Source organism: Streptomyces sp. NPDC055025 (assembly GCF_053608565.1).
Genome location: NZ_JBSGVS010000072.1, coordinates 1 through 26,612 on the forward strand (window position 1 = coordinate 1; position 26,612 = coordinate 26,612).

29 protein-coding genes and 4 pseudogenes are annotated in these 26,612 nt (G+C 71.1%); 20 read left to right on the top strand and 13 right to left on the bottom strand.

The genetic code is table 11. The features are described from left to right. A partial coding sequence (locus ACWGDX_RS33015; protein WP_453631583.1) for an iron-containing redox enzyme family protein occupies positions 1-645 on the top strand: 645 nt, incomplete at its 5' end. Between the two features lie 34 nt (positions 646-679). Here the strand turns inward: ACWGDX_RS33015 and ACWGDX_RS33020 are convergent. The 3 genes and pseudogenes from ACWGDX_RS33020 to ACWGDX_RS33030 form a co-directional block, all read right to left on the bottom strand. Continuing rightward, a pseudogene (locus ACWGDX_RS33020) lies at positions 680-865 on the bottom strand (VOC family protein); the annotation flags it as partial. Beyond that, positions 844-984 (bottom strand): hypothetical protein, encoded by a 141-nt coding sequence (locus ACWGDX_RS33025; protein WP_453631663.1) that lies wholly within the window; start codon positions 982-984, stop codon positions 844-846. The pseudogene ACWGDX_RS33020 and the gene ACWGDX_RS33025, both read right to left, overlap by 22 nt. Before the next feature lie 54 nt (positions 985-1,038). Then, positions 1,039-1,383, bottom strand: a complete 345-nt coding sequence (locus ACWGDX_RS33030) for a hypothetical protein (protein WP_453631585.1) — start codon at positions 1,381-1,383, stop codon at positions 1,039-1,041. A gap of 159 nt (positions 1,384-1,542) precedes the next feature. Between ACWGDX_RS33030 and rpmF the strand changes: the two genes are divergently transcribed. The 4 genes and pseudogenes from rpmF (at position 1,543) to ACWGDX_RS33050 (ending at position 2,923) form a co-directional block, all read left to right on the top strand. Continuing rightward, a complete protein-coding gene (gene rpmF / locus ACWGDX_RS33035) occupies positions 1,543-1,713 on the top strand; it encodes a 50S ribosomal protein L32 (protein ID WP_453631587.1) in 171 nt (56 codons plus the stop codon). 6 nt (positions 1,714-1,719) lie between these two features. Then, positions 1,720-1,782 (top strand): annotated as a pseudogene (locus ACWGDX_RS33040) (hypothetical protein); the annotation flags it as partial. A 75-nt stretch (positions 1,783-1,857) separates the two neighbouring features. Next, positions 1,858-2,109: pseudogene (locus ACWGDX_RS33045) on the top strand (GTP-binding protein); the annotation flags it as partial. 247 nt (positions 2,110-2,356) lie between these two features. Further along, on the top strand, positions 2,357-2,923 hold the full coding sequence (locus ACWGDX_RS33050; protein WP_453631589.1) for a TetR/AcrR family transcriptional regulator: 567 nt from the start codon (positions 2,357-2,359) through the stop codon (positions 2,921-2,923). Positions 2,924-3,205: 282 nt separating this feature from the next. Here the strand turns inward: ACWGDX_RS33050 and ACWGDX_RS33055 are convergent, their stop codons facing one another. Then, positions 3,206-4,213 (bottom strand): SDR family NAD(P)-dependent oxidoreductase, encoded by a 1,008-nt coding sequence (locus ACWGDX_RS33055; protein WP_453631591.1) that lies wholly within the window; start codon positions 4,211-4,213, stop codon positions 3,206-3,208. 591 nt (positions 4,214-4,804) lie between these two features. Between ACWGDX_RS33055 and ACWGDX_RS33060 the strand changes: the two genes are divergently transcribed. The 8 genes from ACWGDX_RS33060 to ACWGDX_RS33095 all read left to right on the top strand — a co-directional run bounded on the left by ACWGDX_RS33060 (position 4,805) and on the right by ACWGDX_RS33095 (position 12,595). Continuing rightward, positions 4,805-5,158, top strand: coding sequence for a hypothetical protein (locus ACWGDX_RS33060; RefSeq protein ID WP_453631593.1), 354 nt, complete (start codon positions 4,805-4,807; stop codon positions 5,156-5,158). 334 nt (positions 5,159-5,492) lie between these two features. Beyond that, positions 5,493-6,227, top strand: coding sequence for a glycosyltransferase family 2 protein (locus tag ACWGDX_RS33065; RefSeq protein WP_453631595.1), 735 nt, complete (start codon positions 5,493-5,495; stop codon positions 6,225-6,227). Further along, positions 6,224-6,886, top strand: a complete 663-nt coding sequence (locus ACWGDX_RS33070; protein ID WP_453631597.1) for a TIGR04282 family arsenosugar biosynthesis glycosyltransferase — start codon at positions 6,224-6,226, stop codon at positions 6,884-6,886. Before ACWGDX_RS33065 ends, ACWGDX_RS33070 begins: the two co-directional genes overlap by 4 nt. Positions 6,887-7,071: 185 nt before the next feature. Then, positions 7,072-7,737, top strand: coding sequence for a class I SAM-dependent DNA methyltransferase (locus ACWGDX_RS33075; RefSeq protein WP_453631599.1), 666 nt, complete (start codon positions 7,072-7,074; stop codon positions 7,735-7,737). Between the two features lie 222 nt (positions 7,738-7,959). After that, complete coding sequence (locus tag ACWGDX_RS33080) at positions 7,960-9,459, top strand: glycosyltransferase 87 family protein (RefSeq protein ID WP_453631601.1); 1,500 nt, start codon at positions 7,960-7,962, stop codon at positions 9,457-9,459. Continuing rightward, the gene (locus ACWGDX_RS33085; RefSeq protein WP_453631603.1) at positions 9,456-10,913 is read left to right on the top strand and encodes a molybdopterin-dependent oxidoreductase; all 1,458 of its coding nucleotides are present in this window, start codon (positions 9,456-9,458) and stop codon (positions 10,911-10,913) included. Before ACWGDX_RS33080 ends, ACWGDX_RS33085 begins: the two co-directional genes overlap by 4 nt. Then, positions 10,910-11,428: a hypothetical protein gene (locus ACWGDX_RS33090; RefSeq protein ID WP_453631605.1), complete on the top strand. Its 519-nt coding sequence runs from the start codon at positions 10,910-10,912 to the stop codon at positions 11,426-11,428. The genes ACWGDX_RS33085 and ACWGDX_RS33090 overlap by 4 nt, the downstream gene beginning before the upstream one ends. A 99-nt stretch (positions 11,429-11,527) precedes the next feature. Further along, on the top strand, positions 11,528-12,595 hold the full coding sequence (locus ACWGDX_RS33095; protein ID WP_453631607.1) for an NAD-dependent epimerase/dehydratase family protein: 1,068 nt from the start codon (positions 11,528-11,530) through the stop codon (positions 12,593-12,595). 137 nt (positions 12,596-12,732) lie between these two features. On the opposite strand, the gene ACWGDX_RS33100 is transcribed toward ACWGDX_RS33095, so the two are convergent. Together ACWGDX_RS33100 and ACWGDX_RS33105 are read right to left on the bottom strand one after the other, a co-directional pair. Then, a complete protein-coding gene (locus tag ACWGDX_RS33100; RefSeq protein ID WP_453631609.1) occupies positions 12,733-13,851 on the bottom strand; it encodes a sensor histidine kinase in 1,119 nt (372 codons plus the stop codon). Further along, positions 13,848-14,645, bottom strand: coding sequence for a response regulator transcription factor (locus ACWGDX_RS33105; RefSeq protein WP_453631611.1), 798 nt, complete (start codon positions 14,643-14,645; stop codon positions 13,848-13,850). The genes ACWGDX_RS33100 and ACWGDX_RS33105 overlap by 4 nt, the downstream gene beginning before the upstream one ends. 115 nt (positions 14,646-14,760) lie before the next feature. Between ACWGDX_RS33105 and ACWGDX_RS33110 the strand changes: the two genes are divergently transcribed. From ACWGDX_RS33110 to ACWGDX_RS33125, 4 genes are all read left to right on the top strand, one after another. Then, positions 14,761-15,465 (top strand): glycosyltransferase family 2 protein, encoded by a 705-nt coding sequence (locus ACWGDX_RS33110; RefSeq protein ID WP_453631613.1) that lies wholly within the window; start codon positions 14,761-14,763, stop codon positions 15,463-15,465. Next, positions 15,462-16,118, top strand: coding sequence for a TIGR04282 family arsenosugar biosynthesis glycosyltransferase (locus tag ACWGDX_RS33115; RefSeq protein ID WP_453631615.1), 657 nt, complete (start codon positions 15,462-15,464; stop codon positions 16,116-16,118). The genes ACWGDX_RS33110 and ACWGDX_RS33115 overlap by 4 nt, the downstream gene beginning before the upstream one ends. After that, positions 16,115-16,831, top strand: a complete 717-nt coding sequence (locus ACWGDX_RS33120) for a class I SAM-dependent methyltransferase (protein WP_453631617.1) — start codon at positions 16,115-16,117, stop codon at positions 16,829-16,831. Before ACWGDX_RS33115 ends, ACWGDX_RS33120 begins: the two co-directional genes overlap by 4 nt. A gap of 137 nt (positions 16,832-16,968) precedes the next feature. Beyond that, complete coding sequence (locus ACWGDX_RS33125; protein ID WP_453631619.1) at positions 16,969-18,588, top strand: glycosyltransferase family 87 protein; 1,620 nt, start codon at positions 16,969-16,971, stop codon at positions 18,586-18,588. A 224-nt stretch (positions 18,589-18,812) separates the two neighbouring features. Here the strand turns inward: ACWGDX_RS33125 and ACWGDX_RS33130 are convergent, their stop codons facing one another. From ACWGDX_RS33130 to ACWGDX_RS33145, 4 genes are all read right to left on the bottom strand, one after another. Beyond that, positions 18,813-19,964: a molybdopterin-dependent oxidoreductase gene (locus ACWGDX_RS33130; RefSeq protein WP_453631621.1), complete on the bottom strand. Its 1,152-nt coding sequence runs from the start codon at positions 19,962-19,964 to the stop codon at positions 18,813-18,815. Between the two features lie 139 nt (positions 19,965-20,103). Continuing rightward, complete coding sequence (locus tag ACWGDX_RS33135; RefSeq protein WP_453631623.1) at positions 20,104-21,099, bottom strand: zinc-binding alcohol dehydrogenase family protein; 996 nt, start codon at positions 21,097-21,099, stop codon at positions 20,104-20,106. Continuing rightward, positions 21,096-21,704 carry an NADPH-dependent F420 reductase gene (locus ACWGDX_RS33140; protein ID WP_453631625.1) on the bottom strand — a complete coding sequence of 203 codons (609 nt, stop codon included), beginning with the start codon at positions 21,702-21,704 and terminating at the stop codon, positions 21,096-21,098. The genes ACWGDX_RS33135 and ACWGDX_RS33140 overlap by 4 nt, the downstream gene beginning before the upstream one ends. A 36-nt stretch (positions 21,705-21,740) precedes the next feature. Next, positions 21,741-22,613 carry an NAD(P)H-binding protein gene (locus tag ACWGDX_RS33145; protein WP_453631627.1) on the bottom strand — a complete coding sequence of 291 codons (873 nt, stop codon included), beginning with the start codon at positions 22,611-22,613 and terminating at the stop codon, positions 21,741-21,743. 470 nt (positions 22,614-23,083) lie between these two features. Here ACWGDX_RS33145 and ACWGDX_RS33150 point away from each other — a divergent pair, with 470 nt between their 5' ends. Both ACWGDX_RS33150 and ACWGDX_RS33155 read left to right on the top strand, forming a co-directional pair. Then, complete coding sequence (locus ACWGDX_RS33150; RefSeq protein WP_453631629.1) at positions 23,084-23,845, top strand: oxidoreductase; 762 nt, start codon at positions 23,084-23,086, stop codon at positions 23,843-23,845. Positions 23,846-23,920: 75 nt separating this feature from the next. Then, on the top strand, positions 23,921-24,388 hold the full coding sequence (locus tag ACWGDX_RS33155; RefSeq protein WP_453631630.1) for a MarR family winged helix-turn-helix transcriptional regulator: 468 nt from the start codon (positions 23,921-23,923) through the stop codon (positions 24,386-24,388). Positions 24,389-24,564: 176 nt separating this feature from the next. On the opposite strand, the gene ACWGDX_RS33160 is transcribed toward ACWGDX_RS33155, so the two are convergent. Further along, positions 24,565-25,143, bottom strand: a complete 579-nt coding sequence (locus ACWGDX_RS33160; protein WP_453631632.1) for a GNAT family N-acetyltransferase — start codon at positions 25,141-25,143, stop codon at positions 24,565-24,567. 290 nt (positions 25,144-25,433) lie between these two features. On the opposite strand from ACWGDX_RS33160, the gene ACWGDX_RS33165 reads away from it, so the two are divergent. Next, complete coding sequence (locus ACWGDX_RS33165) at positions 25,434-25,853, top strand: CoA-binding protein (RefSeq protein WP_453631662.1); 420 nt, start codon at positions 25,434-25,436, stop codon at positions 25,851-25,853. A 98-nt stretch (positions 25,854-25,951) separates the two neighbouring features. On the opposite strand, the gene ACWGDX_RS33170 is transcribed toward ACWGDX_RS33165, so the two are convergent. Next, a complete protein-coding gene (locus ACWGDX_RS33170; RefSeq protein ID WP_453631634.1) occupies positions 25,952-26,155 on the bottom strand; it encodes a hypothetical protein in 204 nt (67 codons plus the stop codon). Between the two features lie 143 nt (positions 26,156-26,298). Beyond that, a pseudogene (locus tag ACWGDX_RS33175) lies at positions 26,299-26,610 on the bottom strand (TetR family transcriptional regulator C-terminal domain-containing protein); the annotation flags it as partial. Positions 26,611-26,612 lie beyond the last annotated feature (2 nt).

Here is a 26,612-nt window from a genome sequence, read left to right on the forward strand (position 1 = left end):
GGCAGCGTCGCGTACCACCTGGAACACCACGGTGAACTCCGGCAGTTGCGCGAGTACGCGGCGCTGCGCTCGCTCTACCACCTCAAGGAGGCCGATCCGCACGCCTGGGTGATCCCCCGGCTGCGCGGCCGGGCCAAGGCCGGCATGGTCGCCATCGAGTACGACGAGTTCGGCGCCGGGCGGGCCGAGAGGATCCACGCCGAACTCTTCGCCGACCTGATGACGGACCTGGGACTGGACACCGGCTACGGCCACTATCTGGACGCGGCGCCGGCCGACGTGCTCGCCACCGTCAACATGATGACGCTGTTCGGCCTGCGCCGGGCGCTGCGCGGCGCACTCGTCGGCCACTTCGCCTGCGTCGAGGTCACTTCCTCGCCCGGCGCACGGCGGCTGGCGGCGGCGATGCGGCGTACGGAGGCCGGTCCCGCCGCCGAACGGTTCTACGCCGAGCATGTGGAGGCCGACGCGGTGCACGAGCAAGTCGTACGGCGCGAGGTGATCGGCGGGCTGCTCGCCGACGAGCCGCGTCTGGAGGCCGATGTGGCCTTCGGCGCGGACGCCACCGTGTTCCTGGAGAACCGGCTGGGCGCCCGCCTGCTCGACGCCTGGCGGACCGGCCGCTCCGCCCTGCGGGCCACCTGACCCGCGGCGCCCCGTACTCGGCGTCGCTGGACGCTCAGTCGAGGCAGAACTCGTTGCCCTCGATGTCCTGCGTCACGATGCACGAATCGTTGCCGTCATACAGGAGTCGCACACGTACCGCGCCGAGCGGGATCAGTCGCGCGCACTCGGCTTCGAGCACGGCGAGGCGCTCCTCACCCACGAGCCCGGTACCGACCCTCACATCGAGATGCACCCGATTCGTGAGGAGATTCCGGCCCACCAGGCCCGGCCGCCGAGCGAGGGGGCCGCCGGGCCGGCCCGCCGGGCGAGGGCGTCCCGGACGTCGTCCTTGGTGATCTCCCGCAGGCCAAGGAGCATGGGGTGTTCCAGGGACGGCCAGTTGTTGAGCCGGCGTCCTCGGGGAGGCGAGGGTCAGATTCCTGGTCCGTAGCCGGGGTCCGGGTCCTGTCGCGGAGTCCACCATTCCATGAGTCCCCATATCCCGAGCGCGAGCGCGGCCACGGCCGCGAGCACCGCCACCCATGGCCTGCCCGTCCAGCGTGTGGTCAGCGCCCAGGCGAGGAGCGGGACCAGAGCGCCTCCGAGCACGATGAGCGGAAGATCGATGTAGAGCACGCTCAGATCACGGGCATGGGCCTCGAATCCGCCGTCGATGCTGAACGCGGCCCGCGGTGCCCACACAAGCGCCGCCGCCGCCGCGCCGAGGCCGGCGAGGAGGCATCCGGCGCCGCCGGCGGCATTCGAAGTGCTGCTCATGTCCCGATCCAGTCGCTTTCCGCTCATGTCGGCGACAGACGCGCGTGGTGCGGCCCGTGGTTCCGCCGGGGCGGTCGACCCGTTGACTCCCGCTCTATTGGAAACGATAGCCGTTTTCATATACTGTCTGCCTCTCACCCATCCGTCCGGAGGTTTCCCATGGCCGTGCCCAAACGCAAGATGTCCCGCAGCAACACCCGCCACCGCCGCGCCCGGTGGAAGGCCACCACGCCCCAGCTCGTACCGATCACCGTGGACGGAGTCCCGTATCTGGTGCCGCAGCGGCTGGCGAAGGCGTACGAGCGCGGCCTGCTGCGCCCCGAAGGCTGACACCCGATGCCGAACGGCCGGTTCAGCCGCCTGCCCGTCACCGTCCTGTCCGGTTTCCTGGGTGCCGGCAAGACCACCGTGCTCGGGGATGTCCTCGGCACCCGGCTCTTCGACCTGGAGCGGGCGCGGCAGGCCCCGGGCTGCCCGTGGTCACAGGCCGGCGCCGTGGCCCGCTTCGAACCCTCCGCCGCGCGCGGCTCACGCAGTCCCGACGCTCAGGAACTGGTCTTCATCGGAACCCACTTGGACGCGGACGCGCTGCGAGCGGCCCTGACCGACTGCCTCATGGCGGAGGGCGAGGCCCGGCCTTCCACCGACCCGTTCCCCCTCTGGGACACCTGCGGCATCGACGACACCTGCGAACACGAGCACCACGCAGTCGCGGTGGGGTCCTGAAGCCGCCGGGCCGGACGGTGGTCGCAGCCACGGCACCGTCCGGCCCGGTACGGAACTCGGCCCCGGAGATCCGCGTGGTCCGGAGATCCGCGTGGTGGGGAACGGCACCCACGCCCGAGTTCGCGGGGACGGGGGGCCATTGGGGTGCCGTGGGGCGCCATGACGGAGACCTCTCCGTACAATGGCTTCGATGTGGCGGAGCGCTCCTCCGTCTCACGGGGAGGCCAGGAGAGGACGGTGGCGCGCGGTGGGCGGCAAGCGAGTGGAGCAGTTGCACGCGCAGGGTGAACGTACACGTGCGCGGTTGCTGGAGGTGGCCCGGGAGGAGTTCGCCGGAGACGGTGGGGTGTCGCTGAACGCGGTCGCGAAGGCGGCCGGGGTAGGGATCGGCACGCTCTACCGGCACTTTCCCACCCGCGAGGAGTTGGTCTTCGAGCTGTACCGGCACGAGGTGCATCAACTGGCCGCTGCTGCCGATGAGTTGCTGGGGCAGATGCGGCCGACGGCCGCGCTGCGGGCGTGGCTGGACCGGTACGCGGACTATGTGATGACGAAGGCCGGCCTTGTCCAGGCGCTGCGGGGCGCGTCCGTCCATGGGAGCTTCGCGCAGGAGGCGTACGGCCCGGTCGCGGGCGCGATCGGCCGGCTGATCGCGGCCAATGAGCGGGCCGGCACCATGCGGGCCGGGTTCGGCCCCGACGATGTACTGCTGGCCGTGGACGGCCTGTACAACCTGGATCCGGAGGGCGACTGGCGCCCCCGGGCCGCCCGTCTGTTCGACCTGGTCGTGGCGGGACTGCGCGACCAGGGATAAGCGCCGCAGGCGCCGACGCAGGCGCAGGCCGGGCGGCGGCGAAGGCCGGGCGGCGGCCGCGAAGGCGTCCTCGTCCAAGACGTCGACGGCGGCGGTGCGCACGGGATCGTCCGGCATCTCGGTGCGGAGCACGTCGGCGGCGGCCCCGCGGCCGGTGGCGAGCCCAATGCCCGCATGGTGTTTCTTACGTGAGAACGCATGGTGTTCCTCACCTGGGAAGCAGGGGTGGGTCCGCCGGGCATGGCGCGGGTCCACCGGCGCATGGGCGGACCCACGGGTGGCTCATCGGGCGATGAGTTCCTCGCTGACGGTCCACAGCCGCTCGGCCGCTTCGGGGTCGACGGCGTGAGGGACGACGCCGGACGGGGTCTGACCGGTGGCGAGCAGAGCGCGGAGTTCGGCACCGTCCGGCTCGCCGACCAGCGGCGACAGCTCGGTGTTCTCGCCGTAGGTTCCGCCCAGTCCGGTCAGGCGCGGGTCGGTGGCGAGCCAGGTCTGGGTGGAGGCCCCCTGCTGTGGCGTCTTCTTGCCGCGTTCCGGGTCGATGATCCAGTTCCCGCTCTCGTCGGCGTTGCCCATGGCCCGGTGGATTTCGGGGGTTGCCCAGCCGGACAGGTCGGTGGCGGGGATGCTGCCGGGGTGGCAGGCGAAGGCCTCGACGCCATGCGCCCGGCCGCGGGTGTTGATGGCGACCGCGTGGAGGATGTTCGCCGTCTTCGACTGGCCGTAGCCGAGGATCCACTCGTACGGGCGGCGGTCGAAGGCCAGGTCGTCGAAGACCACCGGAGACATGCGGTGCGCCCACGCCGACACGTTCACCACCCGCGCGCCGCCGGCGGCGGCCAGCGTCGGCCAGAGGTCGCGCACGAGGTGGAAGTGCCCGAGGTGGTTGGTGGCGAAGTGCTGCTCGTAGCCACGGGAGTCACGGCCGAGCGGCACGCCCATGATGCCCGCGCTGTTCACGAGAAGGTGCAGAGGATGCCCGGTGGCCAGGAACCGCTCGGTGAAGGCGTCGATCGACGCGGGGTCCGCGAGGTCGAGCCGTTCGACCGCGACGCCGGGGATGTCGGCCACGCGGGCGCGCCCCTTCTCGGGGTTGCGGACCGGCACGATGACAGTGGCACCGGCGGTGCGCAGCGCGCGCGTGGTCTCCAGCCCGACGCCGGAGTGGCCTCCGGTGACGATCGCGGTCCTGCCGGACAGGTCGATGCCCTGGACGACGTCGAGGGCAGTGCTGGCTGCCGTGAACCCCGAGCCCATCGGGTACTGGCTGGTGGACATGGTGGACATGTGAGGTCCCTTTCTCTGGTTCTGTACCGGGCGCCGCTCCTCGTCGGGCGGCGGCGCATGGCCATCCGGCCGGGCCGGGTGAGGGTCGGGCCGGTAAGGGCCGGGCGTCCGACGGTGTCGTCGGGTCCGGCGAGGGGAGGGCGGGGAGGCATGCCATGGAGCACCCCCGCCGAATATGTGACGGAGTCCTCTCCGGCACGCACTTCAAACGTAACGGAGAGGGCTCCGCCACGCAACCCGATCCGCTGGGGAATGGCGGCCCGCCGACGGCGGAGGGGCAGCTGACCGCCCCCGCCCGAGGCATCGTGAGCCGGTCAGCGACGGACAGCCCCGCTCAACACCTGGCCGGGCGCGTCGTCCCACGGACTGCGCCACCTGGCGGGCCCCTCCACCGCGAGGAACGCCATGAACGGAAACCCGACACCAGCCGCCGCGATCCAGGCAGCCCGCTCAAGACCCGGCACAGCGCTCGCACAATCGGCAGCGCCACGCGGCCGTAAACCGCCATCAGGTGACCGGTTTACGGATACATGGCCGCCGCGGCCATGGCATGTAATACCCGGTATCAGCTCACCCACAATAAGGAGATCCATGCGATTGTCGACGGCTGCGACGACAGGACTACTCGCCATCTCCGTAACGGGGGCCCTGCTCGCCGGCACAGCCGGCGCCGCGGAACAGGGATCCAAGGCCACCTGCCTTTACCCCTACGTGTGTGTCATCAAGAACAACAACATCATCGGGCAGTTCCAGGACCTGACGGGAGGATGGCAGTTCCTGTCGTCGAAACCCGCGGCCCCGCTCACCGTCGTGAACACCCGCGGCAGCGTCGCCTTCATTCGTTGGACCACCGGCACAACAGCATGCCTTCCCCCGAGTTCCACCATCGGAGTCACCACAGGGCAGTTGGACGCCGTGCGCATCTCCAGCTCCACAACCTGCTGAGCACGCCGTCGCGGACCGGGACGCACCCTCACCGCACCCGTACGCCCGCCCCAGGCCCGTGGCCCGCGAACTATTACGCGGTGCGACGAGGACCGCGACGAGGGCCGCGTTCAGAACCTGCCGACCAGGCTCAGCGCCTCGACGGCATCCTCGGTCACTCACATGGCCGCGACCGGGCCACCGGGATGTCCCGGACCAAGGGCGAGCGCCAGGGCGGACTTCTTCCCGCGGAGTCGCCGACCGCGGCAAGGAGTGCGGCGCACCGAGCTGGTGCGCCGCACTCCCGCGCCCCATAAGGTCGTGATATTCCATATGTTCTTTTCTGTCGAATAGGGTGACCGTGACCGACACTGATTCTCCTGTGATCGTGGGAGCACCGGTCGATGTGATCCTGCCGTGTCTGGACGAGGCAGCCGCCCTTCCGTGGGTACTCGGCCGAATCCCGCCCGGCTGGCGGGCCATCGTCGTCGACAACGGCTCTCGCGACGGCTCGGCGGCTCTCGCCGCGGAGCTGGGAGCCCTGGTCGTCCACGAGCCGCGGCGTGGGTTCGGCGCCGCCTGCCACGCGGGCCTGTGTGCCGCCACCGCTGAGATCGTCTGCTTCTGCGACTGCGACGCCTCCCTCGACCCGGCTCGGCTTCCGCCTCTGACGGTCCCCCTGTTGAACGGGTCAGCCGACCTGGTGCTCGGCCGTCGAAGACCGGTGACCAGGAACGCCTGGCCGCTGCACGCCCGACTCGCCAACCGGGAGCTGGCACGGCGGGTACGCCGCCGCACGGGTCTGGTGGAGCTGCACGACATCGGCCCGATGCGCGCCACCCGCCGTACGGCCTTGCTCGGTCTGGGCCTGACCGACCGCCGTTCCGGCTACCCGCTTCAGATGCTCGTCCATGCGGCGGAGGCGGGATGGCGGGTGCGTGAGACCGACGTGCCCTACGCGCCACGGGTCGGCCGGTCCAAGGTGACCGGGACCTGGCGGGGCACCTGGCAGGCGGTACGCGACATGGGGGCGGTCCTCGCCGAGGCGCCCGCCGTCCCCCCGGCCGGCGCCGGGAAGGCACGGCGATGACACCCGCCCCGCAACGGCGCGCCGCGCCCACCGTGCTCGTTCTCGCCAAGGAACCGGTGCCCGGCAGGGTCAAGACACGGCTCACCCCGCCGTACAGCTCCGCCCAGGCCGCCATCCTCGCCGAGGCCGCCCTGGCCGACACCCTGGACGCCGTGCTGCGCGCGGCCGTGCGCCGCCGCGTGCTGGTGTTGGACGGCGAGCCGGGGCCGTGGCTGCCCGCGGGGGTCGAGGTCGTTCCGCAGGCCTACGGTGAACTCGACGAGCGGATCGCGGCGGCCTTCGCCACCGTCGCCGACGGTCCGGCGCTGCTCATCGGCATGGACACCCCGCAGCTGACGGCCGAGTTGCTGGACGCCGTGGACTGGTGCGGGAGTGACGCGTGGTTCGGCCCGGCTGCCGACGGCGGCTTCTGGGCCTTGGGCTTCGCCGAACCGTCGCTGGCCCCCTCTCTGGTACGGGGTGTGCCCATGTCGACCTCCGAGACCGGACGGCGGCAACGGCATCGCCTCGCCACCGCCGGCCTGACGGTATGTGATCTGCCTCCACTGCGTGACGTGGACACCGCCGCCGACGCCGTCGCGGTCGCCGCGGACGCGCCCGGAACGCGTTTCGCCGCGGCACTGGCCCGTGCCGACGTCCGAGCGGAAGGAGTCCCCTAGGGTCTCTCGTTTGGATCCTGCTGGGCTCGCGTGCCCTGGCACCGCGCCTCGCCGCGTTGTCGTCGGTCGCCCACGCTCCGCCTGGGCTCCCTCCTCCGCCTCGCGATCCACGGCACCACCGCGGACACCAGCCGCTGCCGCGGCGGGCGCTCCCCCACCCAGCCAGACCCAAATGAGAGGCCCTAGTGCGCGAGACGGTGCTGAGTGGACACGCCGCCGATGCCGCTTGGGCCGGCGACCCGTATGTGCGCGCACTGGATGCCGGCCGCGGCCCCCTCTTCCTTCAGCGCTCCGACGGCTGGCTGCTGCCTCTGGACGTGGAGCGGTGGTGCGCCCCCGCCGATTCCGCGGACCAGGAGCTGTTGCACCGCTGCCATGGGCCTGTCCTCGATCTGGGCTGCGGACCCGGACGGCTGGTCATAGCCCTGGCCCGGCGGGGCCGGCCAGTCCTCGGAGTGGACATCAGCCCGGCCGCGGTCGCCCGCGCCCACCGGGAAGGCCGGCCCGTGGTCCACAAGTCGGTCTTCGACCGGCTGCCCGCCGAGGGGCGGTGGGGCACGGTGCTGCTGGCGGACGGCAACATCGGGATCGGCGGTGTTCCGGAAACACTGCTGGCACGGGCGCGCGGTCTGCTTGCCCCCGGGGGCCGACTGCTCGTCGAGGCGGATGCCCACGAGGTGGACGAGCGCCTGGTCGTCCGGGTACGGGACGGCCTCGGCCGCTGTGGCCCCGTTTTCCTCTGGGCCAGGGTGGGTTCGGCGGCGCTGCGTGGCGTCGCCGTCGGAGCGGGCTGGACGGTGGCGGGTGAATGGTCCGAGGGTGGCCGCCGCTTCCTGGACCTTCGTCCCTGATCACTCGATTCCGCTCGCCGTCCCCGTCCCTCGGCGGGCGTTCCGTCGGCCACCGCCTCCCCCGCGTGCCGCTGTGCCCAGTTCTCTCCCCTGCTTCTCGTGACCACCATCCGTACAAGGAACAGAGATCGGTGACCCCGTGCCCCTCCCGCTCAGGTACCGGCGGCCCGGCCGGCGCCGCCCCGAGCCGTGGCATCGGTGCGGTACTCCCGGCGGGCCGGCATGAGCACGCTCGTCCCGTTCGCCGGGCGGGCTCGCGTCGGCCGTTCCGGCGTCCGGACGGCCGGCACACTCGTACTGCTGGCCGGCCTCGTCACGGCGACCACCGTCTCGGTCCGCACCGGTGGAGTCCTCGCCCGCCCGGAACGCATCCTGCTCTGGTACGCGGTGGCCTGGGCCCTGTTCGCCGCCGCCTGCTGGACGGTACGGGCGGTCCCGGTGCGGCGGGCGACAGCCCTCATCCTCGCGGGAAGCGCGGTTGTGGCTCTGACCGGCCTGACCGGACCGCCCAGCACCAGCAGCGACATGTTCCGCTACGTCTGGGACGGCACCGTGCAGGCGGCGGGCATCTCCCCGTACACCTATCCGCCGGCCGCTCCGGAACTCGTACGGCTGCGCGACCCATGGCTCTTCCCCCCGGACTCCGCCTGTCAGGACCCCGCCACCGCCCTGCGCCTGGAACTGCACACGTTCCCGGCGGCAGGGGACGGAACCGGCCCCCGGGCGACGGGCTGCACTCGCATCAACCGTCCAGAGGCACACACGATCTATCCCCCGGTAGCGGAGTGGTGGTTCTTCGCCGTCCACGAGTTGTCGCCCGCCGACGGGCGGCACAAGCCTTTCCAGGCCGCCGGCGCCGTACTCGCGTTCGCCACCACCGCCGCGCTGCTGGCCGTGCTGCGCCGCCGTGGCCGGGACCCCCGTACGGCGGCGCTCTGGGCCTGGTGCCCGGCAGTACCGGTCGAGGCGGTCAACAACGCCCATGTCGACACCCTGGGGGTACTGCTCACCGTTCTGGCGCTGGGCGCCGTGGGGCCGGGCATCCGCCGCGGTGTCCTGCTGGGCGCCGCCACCGCCGTGAAGCTGCTGCCGGTCCTCGCGCTGCTCGGCTCCGTGGCGGGGCGGCGGTCGATGCTGCGGACCGTGGTTCCGGCGGTCGCCGCCTTCGTGCTCGTCTATCTGCCGTACGTGGCGGTCTCCGGGAGCCAGGTGCTGGGTTATCTGCCCGGCTATCTGAAGGAGGAGGGCTACGAGCCCGGCGACGTCCGCCGTTTCGCCCTGCTGCGGCTGCTGCTGCCCGACGTGGCGGCGGCACCCGTCGCCGCCACGCTCATCGCGCTGACCGTGGTGTACGTCTGGCGGCGCGGTGACCCTGAGCGGCCATGGCGAGGAGCCCTCCTGGTGAGCGGCACCACACTGATGTTGGTCTCGCCCGGCTACTCCTGGTACGCCCTGCTGGTCGTGGGTCTGGTCGCGCTCGACGGCCGCGCGGAGTGGCTCGCCGTCCCCGCTGCCGGCGCGGTGCTCTATGTCGGAAACGCCGCCTTCCCCCAAATGCCGTTGCAGGAGTGGGCGTACGGCGCCGCCGCCCTTGTGGTCTGCGGCGCGGCCGCCCACCGCCACTGGTCGGGCCGGGGTCCGTCACCAGCGGCGGAAACCCCGGAGCCCGTGCCTCAGGAGGCACGACCTGTCGAACGCAACCAGGAAAAGAGGCAACGATGACGGCTGACAGCCCCTCGGCCGCCGAGCGCCCGCAGTCGCCGCCCGACCCGCCCGGTCCGGGCGGGGACCAGGCCGGCGGACGGACCGGCGGCCCCGTCGCGGAAGGCTCCACACGGGCACCGGAGTCCCCCCGCACCCGGCTGCGAGCCCGGCTGACGGGCGGGCCGCCGCCGGGGCCGTCCCGACCGGGATTCTGGCGCAGCCCGCTGCGGGGGCCGTGGCTGACCTCGGTCCTCGGACTGGTCCTGCTCGTCGGCATCACGGTGCTCTTCGTGACCGGCCTGCTCTCCTACGCGGCCTACAACCCGAACCTGTCCCCGATCAACGACCAGACGCCGGACAAGGGCGTGCTCGGCTTCTACCTCTTCGCCTGGCCGACCGGCCCGTCCTGGCTCTACCGGGTCACCCAGGGCGTCCATGTCACACTCGGCGTCGTCCTCGTCCCCGTACTGCTGGCCAAGCTGTGGTCCGTCATCCCGAAGCTGTTCGCCTGGCCGCCGCTGCGCTCGCCCGGCCAGGCGTTGGAGCGGCTCTCCCTGCTGCTGCTCGTCGGGGGCGCCCTGTTCGAGTTCGCCACCGGTCTGCTCAACATCCAGCTTCACTACATCTTTCCGGGCTCCTTCTACACCCTCCATTTCTACGGTGCCTGGGTGTTCATCGGCGCGTTCGTCGTGCATGTCGCCCTCCGCCTGCGCGTGGTGGCACGCGCGCTGCGGAGTCGGCGGCTGCGGACCGAGCTGCGCACCCCTCTCAGCGGCACCCGCCCTGAACCACCCGACCAGACCGGCCTGGTCTCCCCGCGGCCCGCTCCGCCGACCATGTCGCGACGCGGCATCCTCGGCACGGTGGGCCTCGCCTCCCTGGCGCTGCTGGTCGTGACGGCCGGTCAGAGCATCGGCGGCAGCCTGCGGCGGACGGCCCTGCTCGCTCCGCACGGCCGGAACCCCGGGCAGGGTCCCAACGGTTTCCCGATCAACAAGACGGCCGCGGACGTCGGCATCCAGCCCGAGGCCACGGGCGCCGGCTGGCGGCTCGTGGTGCGCGGCGGCTCCCGCGAGGCCGTGCTCACCCGCGCCGAGACGCTCCGCCTGCCACAGCACTCGGCCTGGCTGCCCATCGCCTGTGTGGAGGGGTGGTCCACCGAGGACCAGCACTGGAGCGGAGTGCGGCTGTCCGACCTGGCGGCTCTGGTGGGGTTGCACGAGAACCTGCCCCCGGTCCGGGTCGACTCCCTGCAACAAGGCGGTTTCGGCTCCACGGTCCTGCGGGACAACCAGGTCCGCGATCCCCGCTCCCTGCTCGCGCTGCGCGTCAACGGCGCCGACCTGTCGCTCGACCACGGCTATCCGGCGCGGATCATCGTCCCCGCCAACCCGGGCGTCCACAACACCAAGTGGGTCACGCACCTCACCTTCGGAACGACCTCGGCCACGGAGTCGGGAGCCGTCTCGTGAGGTATTTCCGTGCCCGTTACGGCGGCTCCCCGCTCCATCTGCTGCTGATCCTCTGCTCCTTCGCCCTCACCGCGTACGCGGGTGTCCGGTTGCTGGGAACGAACGCCCTGGCCGTCGCCGTCTGGTTCGTGGGCGCCGCCCTGGTGCACGACCTGGTACTGCTGCCCCTCTACACCCTCCTCGACCGCGCGGTGCGGCGACTGCTGCCGGCGGGCGCCACCACCTCCGCGGACCGGGCCGCCGGCCGGGCGGCCCTGATCAACCACGTCCGGGTCCCGGGCCTTGTCTCGCTGCTCCTGCTGCTCGTCTGGTATCCGCTGGTGCTCCGCCGGGTTCCGGGATACCCGGCCGCGACAGGACTGAGTCCCGATGTCTTCCTGGGCCACTGGCTGCTCGTCACCGCGGCCCTCTTCGCGGCCTCGGCCGTCTGGTACGTGGTGTCCCTCGCGCTCCGCGACCGGCCCGGTCCGCACAACGGTTCACATGACGGTCGACGGGTGACGGATGAGGAATGACGGGTGAGGCGGGACGGTCGACGGGTGACGGGTGACGGAACTCTTACGTGCCGGTGCGGAAACCGCGTTGTGCGCACGGAGTTCCGTAGCGTTCCCCGCATGCGAGTACTTGTCACGGGAGGCGCGGGTTTCATCGGCGCCCACATTGTCACGGCACTGAGCGAGCACGGGCATGAGTCCGTCGTCCTGGACGCGTTCCTGCCCACCTCGCATCCGGAGATCCCGGCTCTGACGGATGCCTCGGTGGTGCGAGGGGACGTCCGAGACCCGGAGGCCGTACGGGCGGTCCTGCGCGGGGTCGACGCCGTATGCCATCAGGCGGCGATGGTGGGGCTGGGGCAGGACTTCGCGGACGCGCCCGCGTACGCCGATTGCAACGACGTGGGTACCGCGGTGCTGCTCGCGGGGATGGCGGAGGCCGGGGTCCGCGGGCTCGTACTCGCCGGGTCGATGGTCGTGTACGGGGAGGGCAGGTACGTGTGCCCGCGGCACGGGGCCGTACGGCCCCGTCCGCGTGAGACCGCCGATCTGGAGGCGGGGCGGTTCGAGGTGCGCTGCCCTCGTTGCGGAGCCGGGCTCGTTCCCGGACTGGTCACTGAGGACGCGCCCGTGGACCCCCGCAGTGTGTACGCGACGACGAAGCTGACGCAGGAGCACCTGGCAGCCGCGTGGGCGCGGAGCGTGGGAGGCCGGGCGGTGTCATTGCGCTATCACAACGTGTACGGGCCGGGAATGCCGCGGGATACCCCGTACGCGGGGGTGGCGTCGTTCTTCCGGTCGGCGCTGGCACGCGGGGAGGCGCCGCGGGTCTTCGAGGACGGCGCCCAGCGGCGCGACTTCGTGCATGTACGGGATGTGGCCGCGGCCAATCTCGTGGCGCTGGAGGCGGTCGCGGAACGGGCCGCCGGCTCGATGACCGTTTACAACACGGGCAGCGGCGAACCCCACACCATTCTGGAAATGGCGCGGGCTCTGGCCAGGGCCCACGGCGGACCGGCCCCGGTCGTGACGGGTGAGTTCCGCCTCGGCGATGTACGGCACATCACGGCCGACTCCACACGGTTGCGGGTGGAGTCGGGCTGGCGGCCACAGGTCGGCTTCGACGAGGGGATGGCCGAGTTCGCGCGTGCGCGCCAGCGTTCCTCCGCGGCGCCCCGAGGGACTTGATGCCCGGAAGGTGAGACGGCGGGCACCCTTTCGCGTGCTTCGGCGGTGTCGGCGGCCGACGTCCCGAAGACTCGTCCGGTCCGGTCCGGTCCGATCCGATCCGCCGACCGGCGCCGCGGAGTACGCGCCCGCGGACTTCAGAGTGTCCGCGTCCGCAGGGGCAGGGTGACCTCGAAGCGGCAGCCGCCCCGCACGTTGCGTACCTCCGCGCGCCCGGCGTGGGCTTCGACGATGCCACGTACGATCGCGAGGCCCAGTCCGGCGCCGGCCGGAGGGGTCCGGGCGGCGCTGCCCCGCCAGCCCGTGTCGAAGACCCTCCCCAGATCCTCCTCCGGTATGCCGCCGCAGCTGTCCGTCACCGACAGGACAACTGCGTCGGCCTGTCGTTCGGCGGCGACCGCGACCGTGCCGTCGGCCGGGGTGTGATGGATGGCGTTGACGAGGAGGTTGGCCAGGACCCGCGTCATCTCCTTGCCGTCCACTTCCACCGGCACGGGTTCGACTCCGTCGCCGACCAGCCGCACCCCGCGTTCGTGAGCCAGCGGATGCACTCCCGAGAGGGCGTCGCCCACCAGGTCGTAGACCGAGAGCCGGCTCGGGGTGAGGGTCAGCGCTCCGGCGTGGATCCGGGACAGTTCGAACAGGTCGTTGACCATGGAGTTGAGCCGGTCGACCTCGGCACCGATCTGCCGGTGGTAGCGGGCCGGGTTGTCCGCCACGCCGTCCTCCAGCGCCTCCGACATGGCCCGCAGCCCGGCCAGCGGGGTGCGCAGATCGTGGGAGATCCAGGCGACCAGCTCGCGGCGTGAGGTCTCCAGTGCCCGTTCCCTCTCGCGGGAGGCGGCCAGCTTGGCGCTGGTGGCGGCGAGCTGCCGGGAAAGCGCGGCAAGTTCGGCGGTGGCCGGTCCCACCGGGGCGGCGAAGCTTCCCTCGTCACCGAAGTCACGTGCCGCGAGCGCGAGTTCGTTGCTGCGGGCCACCACCCAGCGGCCCAGCAGCAAGGCGGTCGCCAGCGAGACGACGGCGGCCATGGTCACCACGAGTGTGACGACGGTGAGGTCGTGCCCGGACAGGAACATCGCCTGGGCGACGGTGAGTGTTCCGGTCAGCATGGCGGTGACCGTGACGGCGGCCACCACGGTGAGGGAGACGGTGACCGAGCGATGGCGTACCAGGCGCAGGACGACGGCGCCGGCGACTCCCGCGCAGGCGGCCCCCGCCAGGGCGAAGGCGGCGATGAGCAGCAGGTCCTTCACAGCGCCTCCCCCGCCCCTGGCCGGTCATCGGGCCCGGACCGGGAATCCTTCCCGTGCGGAATGCCGGCACCGGGCCGAAGGGCGAAGCGGTAGCCGACGCCCCAGACCGTCCGGATGAGCCGCGGCCGACCGGGATCGTCCTCGATCTTGGCGCGCAGCCGCCGCACATGGACCGTGACCGTGGACAGGTCTCCGAAGTCCCAGCCCCATACGTCCCGCATCAGATCCTGCCTGCTGTGTGCCCGGTCAGGATGGCGCAAGAAGTGTGCGAGGAGATCGAACTCCCGCAGTGTGAGGGCGAGTTCCCGGCCGTCCTTGGCGGCGCGGTGGGTGGCGGGGTCCAGGGCCAGCCCGGCACCGCGCAGCGCGGCCCCCGAACCGGTGGCCGCCCGGCCGTCCGGTCCCCGGCCCGGACCCCGGCTGCGGCGCAGTACGGACTCGATACGCAGCACGAGCTCACGCGGGCTGAACGGCTTGGTCACATAGTCGTCGGCGCCGAGCTCCAGTCCGGCGATCCGGTCCTCCTCGTCACCTCGTGCGGTGAGCATGACCACCGGCACCGGGCCCGCGGCGCGGAGTCTGCGGCACACCTCCAGCCCGTCCGGCCCCGGCAGCATCAGATCCAGAAGGACCAGGTCCGGTCGGCACCGAGCAGCGCTTTCGAGTGCGGCCCAGCCGTCGGCGGCGTGCTCCACCGCGAAGCCGGCCCGCTCCAGATACCCGCTGACAACCTCGGCGACCGTCGGGTCGTCGTCCACGACCAGGACGCGGCCCGGTGGAATCTCCATGCTCATGGCCCCAAGCGTCGCATCAGCCGGCCCGCCCGTTCCCGGCGGAACGGACCTCGGGGAGCGACGTCCGCGTTTCGTAAGGAGTCGATGTCCGCTATGTCCGTACGGAATTCCTACGGTGAGGACCGTGACCGTAGATCTCGTACTTCCCTGTCTGAACGAGGCCGAGGCCCTGCCCTGGGTGCTCGCCCGTGTTCCCGCCGGCTGGCGGGCCGTCGTGGTCGACAACGGGTCCACCGACGGATCCGCGGAACTCGCGGCTGAGCTCGGCGCCACCGTGGTGCACGAGCCCCGCCGCGGTTTCGGCGCGGCCTGCCACGCCGGGCTGCTGGCCGCCGAGGCCGACATCGTGTGCTTCTGCGACTGCGACGCCTCACTCGATCCCGGGCTGCTGGCCGGTTTCGTACACCTGGTCGCGGACGGTGGGGCCGATCTCGTGCTGGGGCGGCGCAGACCTCGGGGGCGGGGCGCCTGGCCGGTGCGCGCCCGCGCGGGGAATCTCGCGCTGGCCTGGATGCTGCGCCGACGCACCGGTCTGCGACTGCGCGACCTGGGTCCCATGCGAGCCGCGCGGCGCGAGGCGCTGCTCGGCCTGGATCTGACCGACCGGCGCAGCGGCTATCCGCTCCAGATGGTGGTCCGCGCCGCCGACGCCGGGTGGCGGGTACGAGAGGCCGACGTGCCGTATCTGCCCCGGACAGGCGAGTCCAAGGTCACCGGTACCTGGCGGGGCACCTGGCAGGCCGTGCACGACATGCGCCGGGTACTCGCCGAACCGGCCACCGCGAGGCCGGGCGCGGCCGTGCCGGGGGCCGCCCGGTGACCACGGTTCTCGTCATCGCCAAGGAACCCGTGCCGGGCCGCGTCAAGACCCGGCTCACCCCGCCCTTCAGCCCGGAGGAGGCCGCCGCGCTGGCCGAGGCCGCTCTCGCCGACACTCTGGCCACCCTCGCCCGGACTCCGGCCACCCGGCGGGTGCTGGTGCTGGAGGGGCGGCCCGGACCCTGGTTGGTGCCGGGATTCGAAGTGGTGCCCCAGGGCGCCGGCGGACTGGACGAGCGGCTCGCCGCCGCCTTCGCCCTGTGTACGGGCCCGGCCCTGCTCATCGGGATGGACACCCCGCAGGTCACCACGGGTCTGCTGGCCCCCGCGCTCGCCCCGGACGCCTGGCGCGAGCATGACGCCTGGTTCGGGCCCGCCGTCGACGGAGGCTTCTGGGCGCTGGGACTCGCGGCACCGGACCCCGCGCTGCTGCGCGGGATACCGATGTCGGTGCCGGAGACCGGAGCCGCACAGTACGCGCGGCTCGTCGCCGCCGGCCTACGGGTCGGCCGCATGGCGACACTGCGGGATGTCGACACCGCCGAGGACGCGCGGATGGTGGCCGCCGAGGCGGGCGGCGGCAGCTTTCACACCCTGCACACACGGCTGGCTCCGCCCGCGCCCGCTCCCGGCGGCCGGACGGCCCGCGCATGAGGGCACGAGGACCGCTGACGGCGGCGGTGGCTCCCGGCCGCGTCCTCGCGCCCCCGGCGGCCTGGCACGAGGATCCCTACTCCGACGCGCTGCGCAGCGGCCGGGGCCCGCTCCATCTGCGGCGGAGCGACGGCCGGCTGCTGTCCCTGGACGTGGAACGCTGGTGCGCCGCCCCCGATGCCGCGGACCTGGGTGTGCTCGCCCGGTGCGAAGGCCCGGTCCTGGACGTCGGATGCGGCCCCGGCCGGCTGGTCGCCGCCCTCGCGGCGCGGGGGCACCCGGCACTGGGCATCGATGTCAGCCCAGCGGCGGTGGCGCGCACCGAGCGGTCCGGCGGATTCGCGCTGTGCCGGTCGGTGTTCGAACCACTGCCCGGCGAGGGCCGCTGGGACACCGCGCTGCTCATCGACGGCAACATCGGTATCGGCGGCGATCCCGTGGCCCTGCTGAGGCGGCTGGGGGAGATCACCGCCCGGAAGGGGACGGTGATCGTCGAATCCCTCGCCCTGGACGTGGATGAGCGCTGCGAGGTGCGGCTCGACAACGGCCGGGGCGGACTCGGCGCCTCCTTCGCCTGGGCACGGGTCGGCGCCCGCGCCCTCAACGGGCATGCCGAGGCGGCCGGCTGGGTCCGCCGCCATGAGTGGACGGAGGCGGGACGCGTCTTCACGGCACTCGCGCGGCGCCCCGGGCCGCTCCCACCTCGGCGCTGAGTGGCGGGCTCGGCTCATCCCGAGCCCGTCCTCCGGCCGCGGACCGGACTCCGTCAGGCGCGTCCGGGACCTTACGAAACACGGACGTCGTGCCCCGTGGGACCGGTTTCCCACGCTCCCGCTGCCACGCTGTCGCCATGCGCAGCCTCCGTACCACCGTCTCCGCCCTCCTGCTGGCAGCCCTGGCCGCCACACTCGTACTGACCGTGCGCAAGGGCGGCTATCACACGGATCCGGTCGGGCTGTCCTGGTGGTACGCGGCCTGCTGGACTCTGTTCGCCGCGGCCGTCCGGAGCCTGCGCAAGGTGCCCGCGCGGCAGGCCGTGACACTGGTGCTGACCGGCGCCGCCGTGATCGCCGCCACCGGACTGGCAGCGGAGCCCCGTACGAGCACCGACTCCTTCCGCTACGCCTGGGACGGCAGAGTGCAGGCCGCCGGGATCTCCCCGTACGACCACGCCCCGGCAGACCCCGCGCTCACCCGCCTGCGCGACGACTGGCTCTTCCCGCACGGCGCCGCCTGTACCGGCCCGGACCGGACACCGGTGCCGGAGGGCAGGTGTACCCGGATCAACCGCCCCCAGGTGCCCACCATCTACCCGCCCGTGGCCGAGGGCTACTTCCTGCTGGTCCATGAACTCTCGCCGCCCGACGTCCGCCACAAGGGACTCCAGACCGGTGCGGCCCTGCTGTCCGTGATGACCTCCGGCGCTCTTGTGATGATCCTGCGGCGGCGCGGCGATCCGCGGAACGCCGCCTTCTGGGCCTGGTGTCCCGCGGTACCCGTCGAGGCGGTGAACAACGCCCATGTCGATGTACTCGCCGTACTCCTGTCCGTCGCCGCGCTCGGCGTGGTCGTACGGCGGCGGACGGCGGGCGGCGCGCTGCTGGGCCTCGCGATCACGGCCAAGCTGCTGCCGGCCGTCCTCCTGCCGGGAGCCCTGTCCGGTGTCCGCCGCGGTCGCGACGCGGTGGCCGTGGCGCTGCCCGCCGCCGTGGTGGCGGGCCTGGTCTATCTGCCCTACGTCCTCGGCTCTCACGCCTCCGTCCTCGGCTATCTGGGCGGCTACGCCGAAGAGGAGGGATACGAGGACGCCTCGGCCCGCGGCCGTTACGCCCTGCTGCGGCTGCTGGTCCCCGACTCCTGGGCACTGCCGGTGGTCGGGGCCGTCATGCTCGCGGTAATCGGATACGTGCTGCGCAGGGGTGACCCGGAACGCCCTTGGAGCGGGGCCCTGTTGGTGACGGGAACAGCGTTCCTCGTCATGACCCCCGGCTACTCCTGGTACGCGCTGCTCCTGGTCGCGCTGGTCGCCCTCGACGGCCGCTGGGAGTGGCTCGGTGTCGCCGTCGCGGGCGCCGCCGCCTATGTCACCGGCCGGGCGCTGGGCGGCGAGACGGGCACCGTGGCCTATGCGCTGGCCGCGGTCGCGGTCCTGGCCGGATGGGTCATCCGCCGGCGGCGGGCCGACCCCGGCCGGGGCCCCGAGCGGAAGCCCACGTGTGAGGAAGAGGCGGTGTCAGCCGGACCGCTGTCCGCTTCGGTGCCGGTGCCCGTGTCTGTGCCCGTGTCTGTGCCTGTACCGAGCGAGGAGCGCGGCACAGGCCGTGCCGAGGCCGACGACGGCAACCGCGACGGACCAGTTGAGCAGGTAGTCGGAAGGAAGAACCGTGGGATTGGACGGCGTTCCGGGCCGCAGCAGCGCCGGCAGGGCGATGAGAGTCAGCGAACCGACGGACAGCAGACCGCCCCGTAGCGCCGGCCATGCCGACTGTACCGGCGAACGACGAATGAGCAGCCCCACTGCCATGACGGCGGGCACGAGGAGGGCGTCGTGGAGGATCACACCGCCCGCGAGCCACAGGCCCACACCGAGGACGTCGCCCGTATCAGGTCGGGTCCGATCGTAGAACTCGTACCCTCCGAAGGCGATCGCGGCCAGCCCGGAGGAGAACAGCACGGCGCGTAGCAGGAGCCTCCTCATACCAGCACCTCCAGACGTGTGACCCACTTGGTCTGGAGCACACCCGGCCTGTTGGGGGCGATGACACGCGCCGGATATCCGTGGTCGGGAGCGAGTACCTCACCGTTGAGACGCAGGGCCAGGAGGGTCAGGACGTCACGGGTGTAGGCGCTGTCCATCTCCGTGACGCCGTACCCTCCCCGGGTCTGCAACGACACCACGCGCAGCCGTGCCCCGTCCTCGGCACCGGCGCGGGCCAGCAGGTCACAGATGCGTACTCCCTCCCAGCGGGCCGATTTCGACCAACCCTCCACACACGCGATGGGCAGTTCCACGGAGTGCTGAGGCATCGAACGCAACTCGTCGAGGGTCAGTCGGTAGGGTCGTGGGCCGTCCACGTGAAGCCGCCAGTCCCGTACCGCGGCGGCGGTGATCCCGGCAGCACGGGCGGTCCGGTTGACGGGCAGACCCTGGGGCCCCACGTCAGGATCGCGAGGCGAGAGCAGCGCCAGGTCCTTCAGCGGTGTGACACTCTGACCGGCGGTCACTACGGTCACCGCACCCACCGCGGCGGCCAGCCCCCACAGCAGCGCCCGCCGGTCCGCGTCGGCGCTGTCAGGCGCCGGGCGGCCGGCGCCGATGGCGGACGTCCGGGGAGCGCGTCGCCAATGCTCGGCAATCGTGGGCGTCTTGGCACCGAGATGGACCAGCAGCGAACCGATGATCACCCAGGCCAGGGCCCAGTGCACCTGGCGGAAACCGAACGGCCACGGATACCACTGCACGATGTTGAGCAGCCCGATGAACAACTCCAGCAGTGTGGCCGCGACCAGCAAGGCGATCGAGATCCGTTCCAGGGCATGAGTCACCGAACGCACCGGCGGCCACTGGAAGAGCCGGGGATAGACCGTCCACAGCTTGACGAGCAGCAGGGGAACGGCCGCGATTCCGCTGATGATGTGCAGAGCTTGGGTGATCCGGTATCCGGATATGGGACGCGTCGGCAGATGCCCCGAAAGGAATGCCGGCGGTTCCTGTAGGAAATGGGAGACAACCCCCGTGAGAAAGCAGAGAAAAACGGCGATACCCAGGAGCCGGCCCACCACCGTGGCGGTTCGGGCGTCGTGCAACGGTCCCCGGAAACGGGGAAGCCAGGCTGGAGCGTTCATGGCTCCATCCCAGTGCCCTCCCAGCGCTCAGAGAAGGCAGGACGGCATTACCGAAGTCTGACGGGCCCCGCGCTGCCCCGTAATCGTCCGGCACGGTGGTGTTCCGTACGGCTTCCCCTCTGCCGGGTCCCGTCGCGGGTCAGGTGACGATGACGATCTTGCCGATGGTTCGTCCGCTTTCGACAAGTGCGTGGGCGGTGCGCATCGTCTCGGCCGTGAGCCCGTCGAGTCTGCGCGTGGTGATGGGGCGCAGGCGTCCGGCGGTGATGTGCTCGGCGACGCTTTCGAGGATCTGGCCCTGGGCTTCGGGATCGGTCCCGTGGACGATCCGGCTGAAGACCATTTCCGTGTGCAGGGACAAGGACTTCGCCGCCAGAGCGCCTACGTCGAGCGAGGGGACGCCGTCCACGACGGACAGGTGTCCGAACGGGCGCAGGATGTCGGGGATCCAGCCGAGGTGATCGGCGCTCGCGGCGGTGGAGAGCACCATGTCCACGTGCGGAATGCCGGCTGCTTTCAGTTGTGCGGGGACATCGCCCGTGTGGTCGAGCACCAGGTCGGCGCCCATCTGCGAGCACCACTGCCGGGAGGCTTCTCGCGACGCGGTGCTGATGACGAGCGCGGGTGTCCTGGTTTTCAAGAGCTGGGTGGCGAGTGAGCCGACGGCGCCGGCTCCCCCGACCACAAGGACGCGGTCAACGCCGGTCGGCAGCGTGTCCTGGTCTCTGAAGAGCGCTTCGGACGCGGTCAGAGCGCCGATGGGCAGACTCGCGGCGTCGGCGAAGGAGAGCTGCCGCGGGATCTTGGCGAGGATCCGGTGGTCGACGGCGAGCCGCTCCGCCCAGCAGCCGTCACGTGTGGTGTCGCCGGTGCCGAAGACCCGCTCGCCTACGGCAAAACGCCGTACGTGCTCTCCCACCGCGCTGACCACCCCGGCGAACTCCCAGCCGAGGAGGACCCGGCCGCCGGGCTCGGCACCGCGCGTTCCGCGGATGAAGGCTTCGCCGGGGTTGACGCCGATGGCACGGACCTCGACCAGGACGTCCTGATCGCGCAGCGTCGGCTCGGGTACCTCGGCCCGTTCGAGGGCGAAGTCGGCGAGGTCGTGCGCCGTCTCGTACACCAGGGCCTTCATATGGTGAACCTTCCGCCGAAGGTGAGGTTGATCCCGGCGAGGGGGCCACCGAGTTGGTGCAGGCGTCCGCCGGTAGCCAGCGAACCGAGGTCGACGCTCACCAGGCCGGCCTGCTCGATCAGTTCGGTGACCGGCTTCTTCGCTTCGCTGTCGTCGCCTGAGACGAACAGCACGGTGTGCGGCTTGGCGGAGGAGAAGTCGGAGATCCAGGACATGGGAACGGAGTTGAAGGCTTTGACGACGCGGGCACCGGGGGCGAGGTCGGCGACGATCTCGCTGGAGGTGCGTCCTGAGAGGTCGCCGAGGGTGAGCGGGTCGTAGCCGGCGACCCGGTTGGTCGCGTCGACCAGGAGGCGACCCGACCAGTCGGGAACGGAGAACAGGGCGTTCTGCACGTCGGGCCAGTTGACCGCGAGGACGACGATGTCCTGCTCGGCGGCCTGCTGAGGGGTTCCGGCCGAGGCGCCGGAGCCGAGTTCCCCGACCAGCGGCGTAAGGGAGTCCGGTCCCTTGGTGTTGCTGAACAGGACCTGGTGGCCCAGGGGCAGTACGTGCCGGGCGATGGTCTGGGCGACGACGCCTGCTCCGAGAAATCCGATTCTCATGGACGTGCCTTTCTCAGTGTTTTCGACCGAGCACGGTCAGCGGGTGGCGTATTCGGCGCGCAGGAACTCGGCCGTGGTCGTGGGGCTGTGGCCGATGAGCGTCTCCAGGTCGTTGCCCTTGGCCTCCCACTCGCCAGCGTTCATCCCGTGCACCCACGTGAGCACGAACTCGACGGCGAAGTCGGGGAAGCCCACGGTGCGCATCGCGTCGAGGTACTCCTCGTCGGAGACGGGAACGTAGGGGACAGCGGAGCCGTGGATGGCGGAGAGGATCTCCGCCATCTCGGCGAAGGACACGGACGGCCCGCCGGTCAGGCGGTACGTCTTCCCCTCGTGTCCCTCCTCGGTGAGGATGGCGGCCTGCGCCGCCGCCAGGTCGTCGCGGGAAGCGGCGGCGAATCGCCCGTCCCCGGCGGGGACCCGCACCCCGTTCCCGTACGGGTCGGCTCCCAGGTAGGGAGTGATGACGTCGAGGAACGGCGGGTGCCCGGCCAGGGTGTAGGCCGGCCCCGACGCGGCCAGCTTCGCCTGCGTGAACTCGTCCTCGGCGGTGATCTCCTTCATCGAGAACGTCGAGCCCTCGTCGCGGATGATGGGGGCATAGACCACGTGCTGGACGCCGGCGCCAACCGCGGCATCGATCACATTCGCGTGGGCGGTCCTACGGTCGGTGAAGGCGTGCGTGGGGACCAGCATCAGCTTGTCGATGCCCGTGAACGCCTTTCGCAGCGACTCCGGATCCATGTAGTCGCCCGTACGCAGTTCGACGCCCAGCTCGGCCAGATCCTGAGCCTTGCCCGGATCGCGCACGAGTCCGACCAGATCGCTCGCGGGTCGCCGGTCCAGCAAGTGCTGGAGGGTCTTCTTCCCGAGCACACCGCTGGCGCCTGTCACAAGGATCTTGGTCATGTCGCATCTTTCTGAAGAAGGGGATGGGGGGTGCCGCTTCGGGGGACGGGTGGTGCCGCTTCGCCTGCGCCCCGAGGGACCGGCCTGGTGTCAGGCACAGGCGGACGGCGGCGCGAAAGGTCCCGCCGGAAAGCGGCCGAATCCCGCTCGGGTGGGAGGAAGGGGGCTTCGGTCATGCCTTGTCCGACTGAGCGCTCTCAGGGCCGCTCGGCCCGGACGCGCCCCGTGCCGACCGTGGGCCGCCCTTTCACTCCAATTAGTGGCGGGGTTCAGCACTTGCGTAAGTCACAGTACATCTCGCGGACGGAGATGCAAGTGGAGGGCGATCGAACCCATCAAGAGACGGCCATTTTGCCCTTATATCCGAACCATGCCCCATATGGATAGACAGCGTGGGTGGGATCATGGAACTACAAGCGGGGGTAAGTTTTTATTGGCGCTGTACAGCATCTGGTGGTAACACTGGATGCATGTACACACCTAACAAGCCCATCCCAGGCGAGTTCGCCGGCCGTCGCGCGCTGGTGACCGGGGGATCCCGAGGTATCGGCGCGGCCATCGCACAGCAGTTGCTCGACGAAGGCGCCCACGTGGTGACCACCGCTCGTACCCGCGCGGCGACGACGCCGGAAGGCTCGACCTTCATCCCGGCGGACCTGCGTTCGGCCGACGCGGTCACGGCCCTGGTCACCGAAGCAGCACAGATACTCGGCGGCCTCGATCTGCTGGTGCACAACGCCGGGGCGGCCCGTGTGCACCTCGAAGGCGCCGAGTCGATTCCGGACGAGGAGTGGCAGGACTCCCTGGACATCCACTTCCTGTCCGCGGTCCGCCTGATCAACGCGGCCCTTCCGGCGCTGCGCAAGGCCGAGAACCCGGCGATCGTGAACATCTCCACCAACGGCACAGAGACGCCGTCCGGCCCGCTCCTGCACTACGTCGCGGCGAAAGCCGCCTTGGACACCTACACCAAGGGCATCGCCCAGGACCTCGCCAAGGAGGGAATCCGCGTCAATCTGGTCACCCCCGGCCCGGTCGACACTCCCGGAGGCTCCGCCATCCTCCAGACCATCGCCGAGGGAATCGGCGCCACCCGCGAAGCCCTGGTCGCCGGTGTTCCTCTCGGGCGTGCCGGCGAACCCGGAGACATCGCCGAGGCCGTGACCTTCCTGCTCTCCCCCCGCGCCCAGTGGATCACGGGGACGAACATCAAGGTCACGGGCGGATCCTGAACCGCCCCGCTGCCTGGCCGCGTCGGCGGCCAGGCAGCACCGCCGCTCCGCGGGCTCGCGAGATAGGGTCCCGACATGCCCCGACAGACCAGCCAGTCGAGATCCGAGGAACTCGTCGCGCTCTTCACCGAACTCGGCCCCGCTTGGGGGGCCTGGATCAACGCCTGCACCCCGGCTGGTTCGGTCAGCTACATCCGCATGCGGCTCCTGAACGCACTGCATACCAACGGTGCGCAGACCATGACCCAGCTCGCCCAGGCGCTCGGTGTCACACAGCGGCGTATCACCGCCCTCGTCGACGCCCTCGACGAGGACGGCCTTGTCGAGCGTCGGCCCAACCCCGCCGACGGCCGCAGCACCGTGGTCTCCCTCACCCGAGGCGGAACCGCCCTCCAGAAACTGGCCTGGGACGAGTACCGGACGGACATCAGCAGGGCCTTCAACGACCTCAGCCCCGAACAGCAGGAACAGCTCATCGAGATCACCCCTGTTCTCACCGAAGCCCTCCGCCGCCACACCGCGAATCGCCCCACGCCGCGATGAACACGGCCGGACGCCGACGCCCATACCAACCCGCCGGGGCCCTTACCGAGCCTGCCGAAGCCGAACCGCCGGAAGACACCCGTCCTGGGGTCCGGCCCGGCTCGTCCGCCGTCCAGGGTCACGCGGCCCGGTCCCTGGGCCCTGGCGGCTCTCGTTTGCGGGCGTGTCTGTGCGCGTTATCCGGGATCGCTCTGTGCGGGGTAGTAGGGGAGAGCGAAGGGCAGACCGAGATCGGATGGCAGGAGAGCGCCGACCCAGGTGTCCCTCAGACTGTTCCTGCTGGTCTGCGCCGCACGCAGGGTGCCTTCCCTGACGAAGCCGGCCTTCTCCGCCACGGCCCAGGAGGCCCTGTTCCCCGCCTCCGCCCTCCACTCCAGGCGCTGGACTCCTCGTTCGGTGAAGGACCAGGTGGCCAGGGCGAGTACCGCCTCCGTCGCATAGCCCCGGCCTCGGTGTTCCGCCACGGTCCAGTACCCGATCCCCCATGTGTCAGCGTGTAGGTGCACATTGACGGATGCCACCAACACGCCGCTCACCTGGTCCTCCACCGCGAAGTGGTACATCGTGTCGTCGTTCCAGCCACGCGGCACCAGTTCGCGTAGGTAGAAGGCAGCGTGCCGACGTTCGTACGGCTCGGGAAAGTCCGTCCACCGCTGAATGTCGGCATCCTGGCAAGCGGCGAGGACCGCGTCCTCGTCGCCGGGATCATGCGGGCGTAGGAGCAGACGCTGTGTCGTCAGCGAGACAGGTTCCATGGGCAGCGATTCTGACGCTCGCTCACACGCTCGGCCATCGATTTGTGGTGTCCACCGAGCCCATCGCGTAGGTGGATCTCAACTGCGAAATGATCACGGACGGTGGCACGCGGAGATCTGACAGAAGAACAACGGGCCCGACTGGAGCGCACTATTGCATACAGTATTCAGATTGGCTAACGTCTCCTCATGCGGCTGACAAAGTTCACAGACCTGGCACTCCCCGCGATCATGCGCTCGGCGTCAACTGGTGAGGAACTCGCCACCGCACGGCGGCACCTGGCATGACGATCTATGGTGATGACGCGACAATAAGGCAGATCCTCACCACCGCCGGAGACACCTGGGCCGTGGTGGGCCTGTCCGACAACCGCGAACGGGCCGCTTACCGCGTGGCCGAGAAGCTGCGGCGTATCGGCAAGAGGGTGGTGCCTGTGCACCCGAAGGCCGAGACGGTCCACGGCGAGAAGGGCTACGCTTCCCTCGCGGAGATCCCTTTCCCGGTGGATGTGGTGGACGTGTTCGTCAACTCCGCTCTCGCCGGAGACATCGCCGACCAGGCTGTGGCGATGGGCGCCAAGGCGGTCTGGTTCCAGCTGGACGTCGTGGACGAGGCCGCGTACGACAGGACTCGCGAGGCCGGCCTGCTGATGGTGATGGACCGCTCCCCGGGACGGGAGATACCCCGGCTGGGGCTGGGCGTCGCCTGACAGATCTCGTCCGGCGTGCGACGCCTGGCACAACAACGCCACTTGCCGGATACGACCTGGGCTCACGCCCCGCCAGCCAGCCACAGCCGGTCAGGAAGTCAGGCGATCCGGGGCCGGCGCTTGCTGCCGTAGGGCGCGTACGTACTGGTCCGGCCGATACCCACGGCGTCGGTCAGGCCCGCCGGCCTGGCGCCCTCGTAGCCGTGCCGCGAGAAGACCAGCACGGCGCGCTCCGGCGTCCGCTCGGTGTCGAATCCGCGCGGCCGTCCGATCGGTGACTGCGCGTCGGTGCCCATGACCATACGTCCGGGTCCCGTCAGCTTCGATTTCCGTGCCGTACGGGCCGGACTCGCGGGCGACGAGCACCGGGATGTGATCCGGGAAGAGGTCCCGGCCTCCTGTACCGCAAACGGCGGCCACGGCGGGAGGTGCGGGCCGCCTTGGGTCAACCGGGCGATACCGGGGGCCAGTTCCGCAGCGCGGTGTCGGCGATCCGCTGAAGGTCTTCACGGCAGACGCCACCGGCCGCCTGTACGGAGATGCCGTACGCGAACGTGGTGACGTAGCGCGCGAGGTGGGCCGGGTCGGCGTCCGGGGGCAGGTCGCCGTCGTCCTTGGCCCGTTCGAAGCGTTCACGGACGGCCTTCCCACCGTCCTGGCGCCAGGCGATCAGCGCGTCGCGGGCGCTGTGCGCCGGTTCGCCGGCGGCCAGCGCGCCCTGCACACCCAGACATCCAGCCGGGCGGTCCGGGCGGGTCG

What these genes read in the sequence shown, in the direction of transcription:
- ACWGDX_RS33025 (WP_453631663.1), bottom strand. Translation starts at nt 984, where the DNA reads ATGCTCCTTGGCCTGCGGGAGATCACCAAGGACGACGTCCGGGACGCC.
- ACWGDX_RS33030 (WP_453631585.1), bottom strand. Translation starts at nt 1,383, where the DNA reads ATGAGCAGCACTTCGAATGCCGCCGGCGGCGCCGGATGCCTCCTCGCC.
- rpmF (WP_453631587.1), top strand. Translation starts at nt 1,543, where the DNA reads ATGGCCGTGCCCAAACGCAAGATGTCCCGCAGCAACACCCGCCACCGC.
- ACWGDX_RS33055 (WP_453631591.1), bottom strand. Translation starts at nt 4,213, where the DNA reads ATGTCCACCATGTCCACCAGCCAGTACCCGATGGGCTCGGGGTTCACG.
- ACWGDX_RS33060 (WP_453631593.1), top strand. Translation starts at nt 4,805, where the DNA reads ATGCGATTGTCGACGGCTGCGACGACAGGACTACTCGCCATCTCCGTA.
- ACWGDX_RS33070 (WP_453631597.1), top strand. Translation starts at nt 6,224, where the DNA reads ATGACACCCGCCCCGCAACGGCGCGCCGCGCCCACCGTGCTCGTTCTC.
- ACWGDX_RS33080 (WP_453631601.1), top strand. Translation starts at nt 7,960, where the DNA reads ATGAGCACGCTCGTCCCGTTCGCCGGGCGGGCTCGCGTCGGCCGTTCC.
- ACWGDX_RS33085 (WP_453631603.1), top strand. Translation starts at nt 9,456, where the DNA reads ATGACGGCTGACAGCCCCTCGGCCGCCGAGCGCCCGCAGTCGCCGCCC.
- ACWGDX_RS33095 (WP_453631607.1), top strand. Translation starts at nt 11,528, where the DNA reads ATGCGAGTACTTGTCACGGGAGGCGCGGGTTTCATCGGCGCCCACATT.
- ACWGDX_RS33105 (WP_453631611.1), bottom strand. Translation starts at nt 14,645, where the DNA reads ATGAGCATGGAGATTCCACCGGGCCGCGTCCTGGTCGTGGACGACGAC.
- ACWGDX_RS33120 (WP_453631617.1), top strand. Translation starts at nt 16,115, where the DNA reads ATGAGGGCACGAGGACCGCTGACGGCGGCGGTGGCTCCCGGCCGCGTC.
- ACWGDX_RS33125 (WP_453631619.1), top strand. Translation starts at nt 16,969, where the DNA reads ATGCGCAGCCTCCGTACCACCGTCTCCGCCCTCCTGCTGGCAGCCCTG.
- ACWGDX_RS33130 (WP_453631621.1), bottom strand. Translation starts at nt 19,964, where the DNA reads ATGAACGCTCCAGCCTGGCTTCCCCGTTTCCGGGGACCGTTGCACGAC.
- ACWGDX_RS33135 (WP_453631623.1), bottom strand. Translation starts at nt 21,099, where the DNA reads ATGAAGGCCCTGGTGTACGAGACGGCGCACGACCTCGCCGACTTCGCC.
- ACWGDX_RS33140 (WP_453631625.1), bottom strand. Translation starts at nt 21,704, where the DNA reads ATGAGAATCGGATTTCTCGGAGCAGGCGTCGTCGCCCAGACCATCGCC.
- ACWGDX_RS33145 (WP_453631627.1), bottom strand. Translation starts at nt 22,613, where the DNA reads ATGACCAAGATCCTTGTGACAGGCGCCAGCGGTGTGCTCGGGAAGAAG.
- ACWGDX_RS33150 (WP_453631629.1), top strand. Translation starts at nt 23,084, where the DNA reads ATGTACACACCTAACAAGCCCATCCCAGGCGAGTTCGCCGGCCGTCGC.
- ACWGDX_RS33155 (WP_453631630.1), top strand. Translation starts at nt 23,921, where the DNA reads ATGCCCCGACAGACCAGCCAGTCGAGATCCGAGGAACTCGTCGCGCTC.
- ACWGDX_RS33160 (WP_453631632.1), bottom strand. Translation starts at nt 25,143, where the DNA reads ATGGAACCTGTCTCGCTGACGACACAGCGTCTGCTCCTACGCCCGCAT.
- ACWGDX_RS33170 (WP_453631634.1), bottom strand. Translation starts at nt 26,155, where the DNA reads ATGGTCATGGGCACCGACGCGCAGTCACCGATCGGACGGCCGCGCGGA.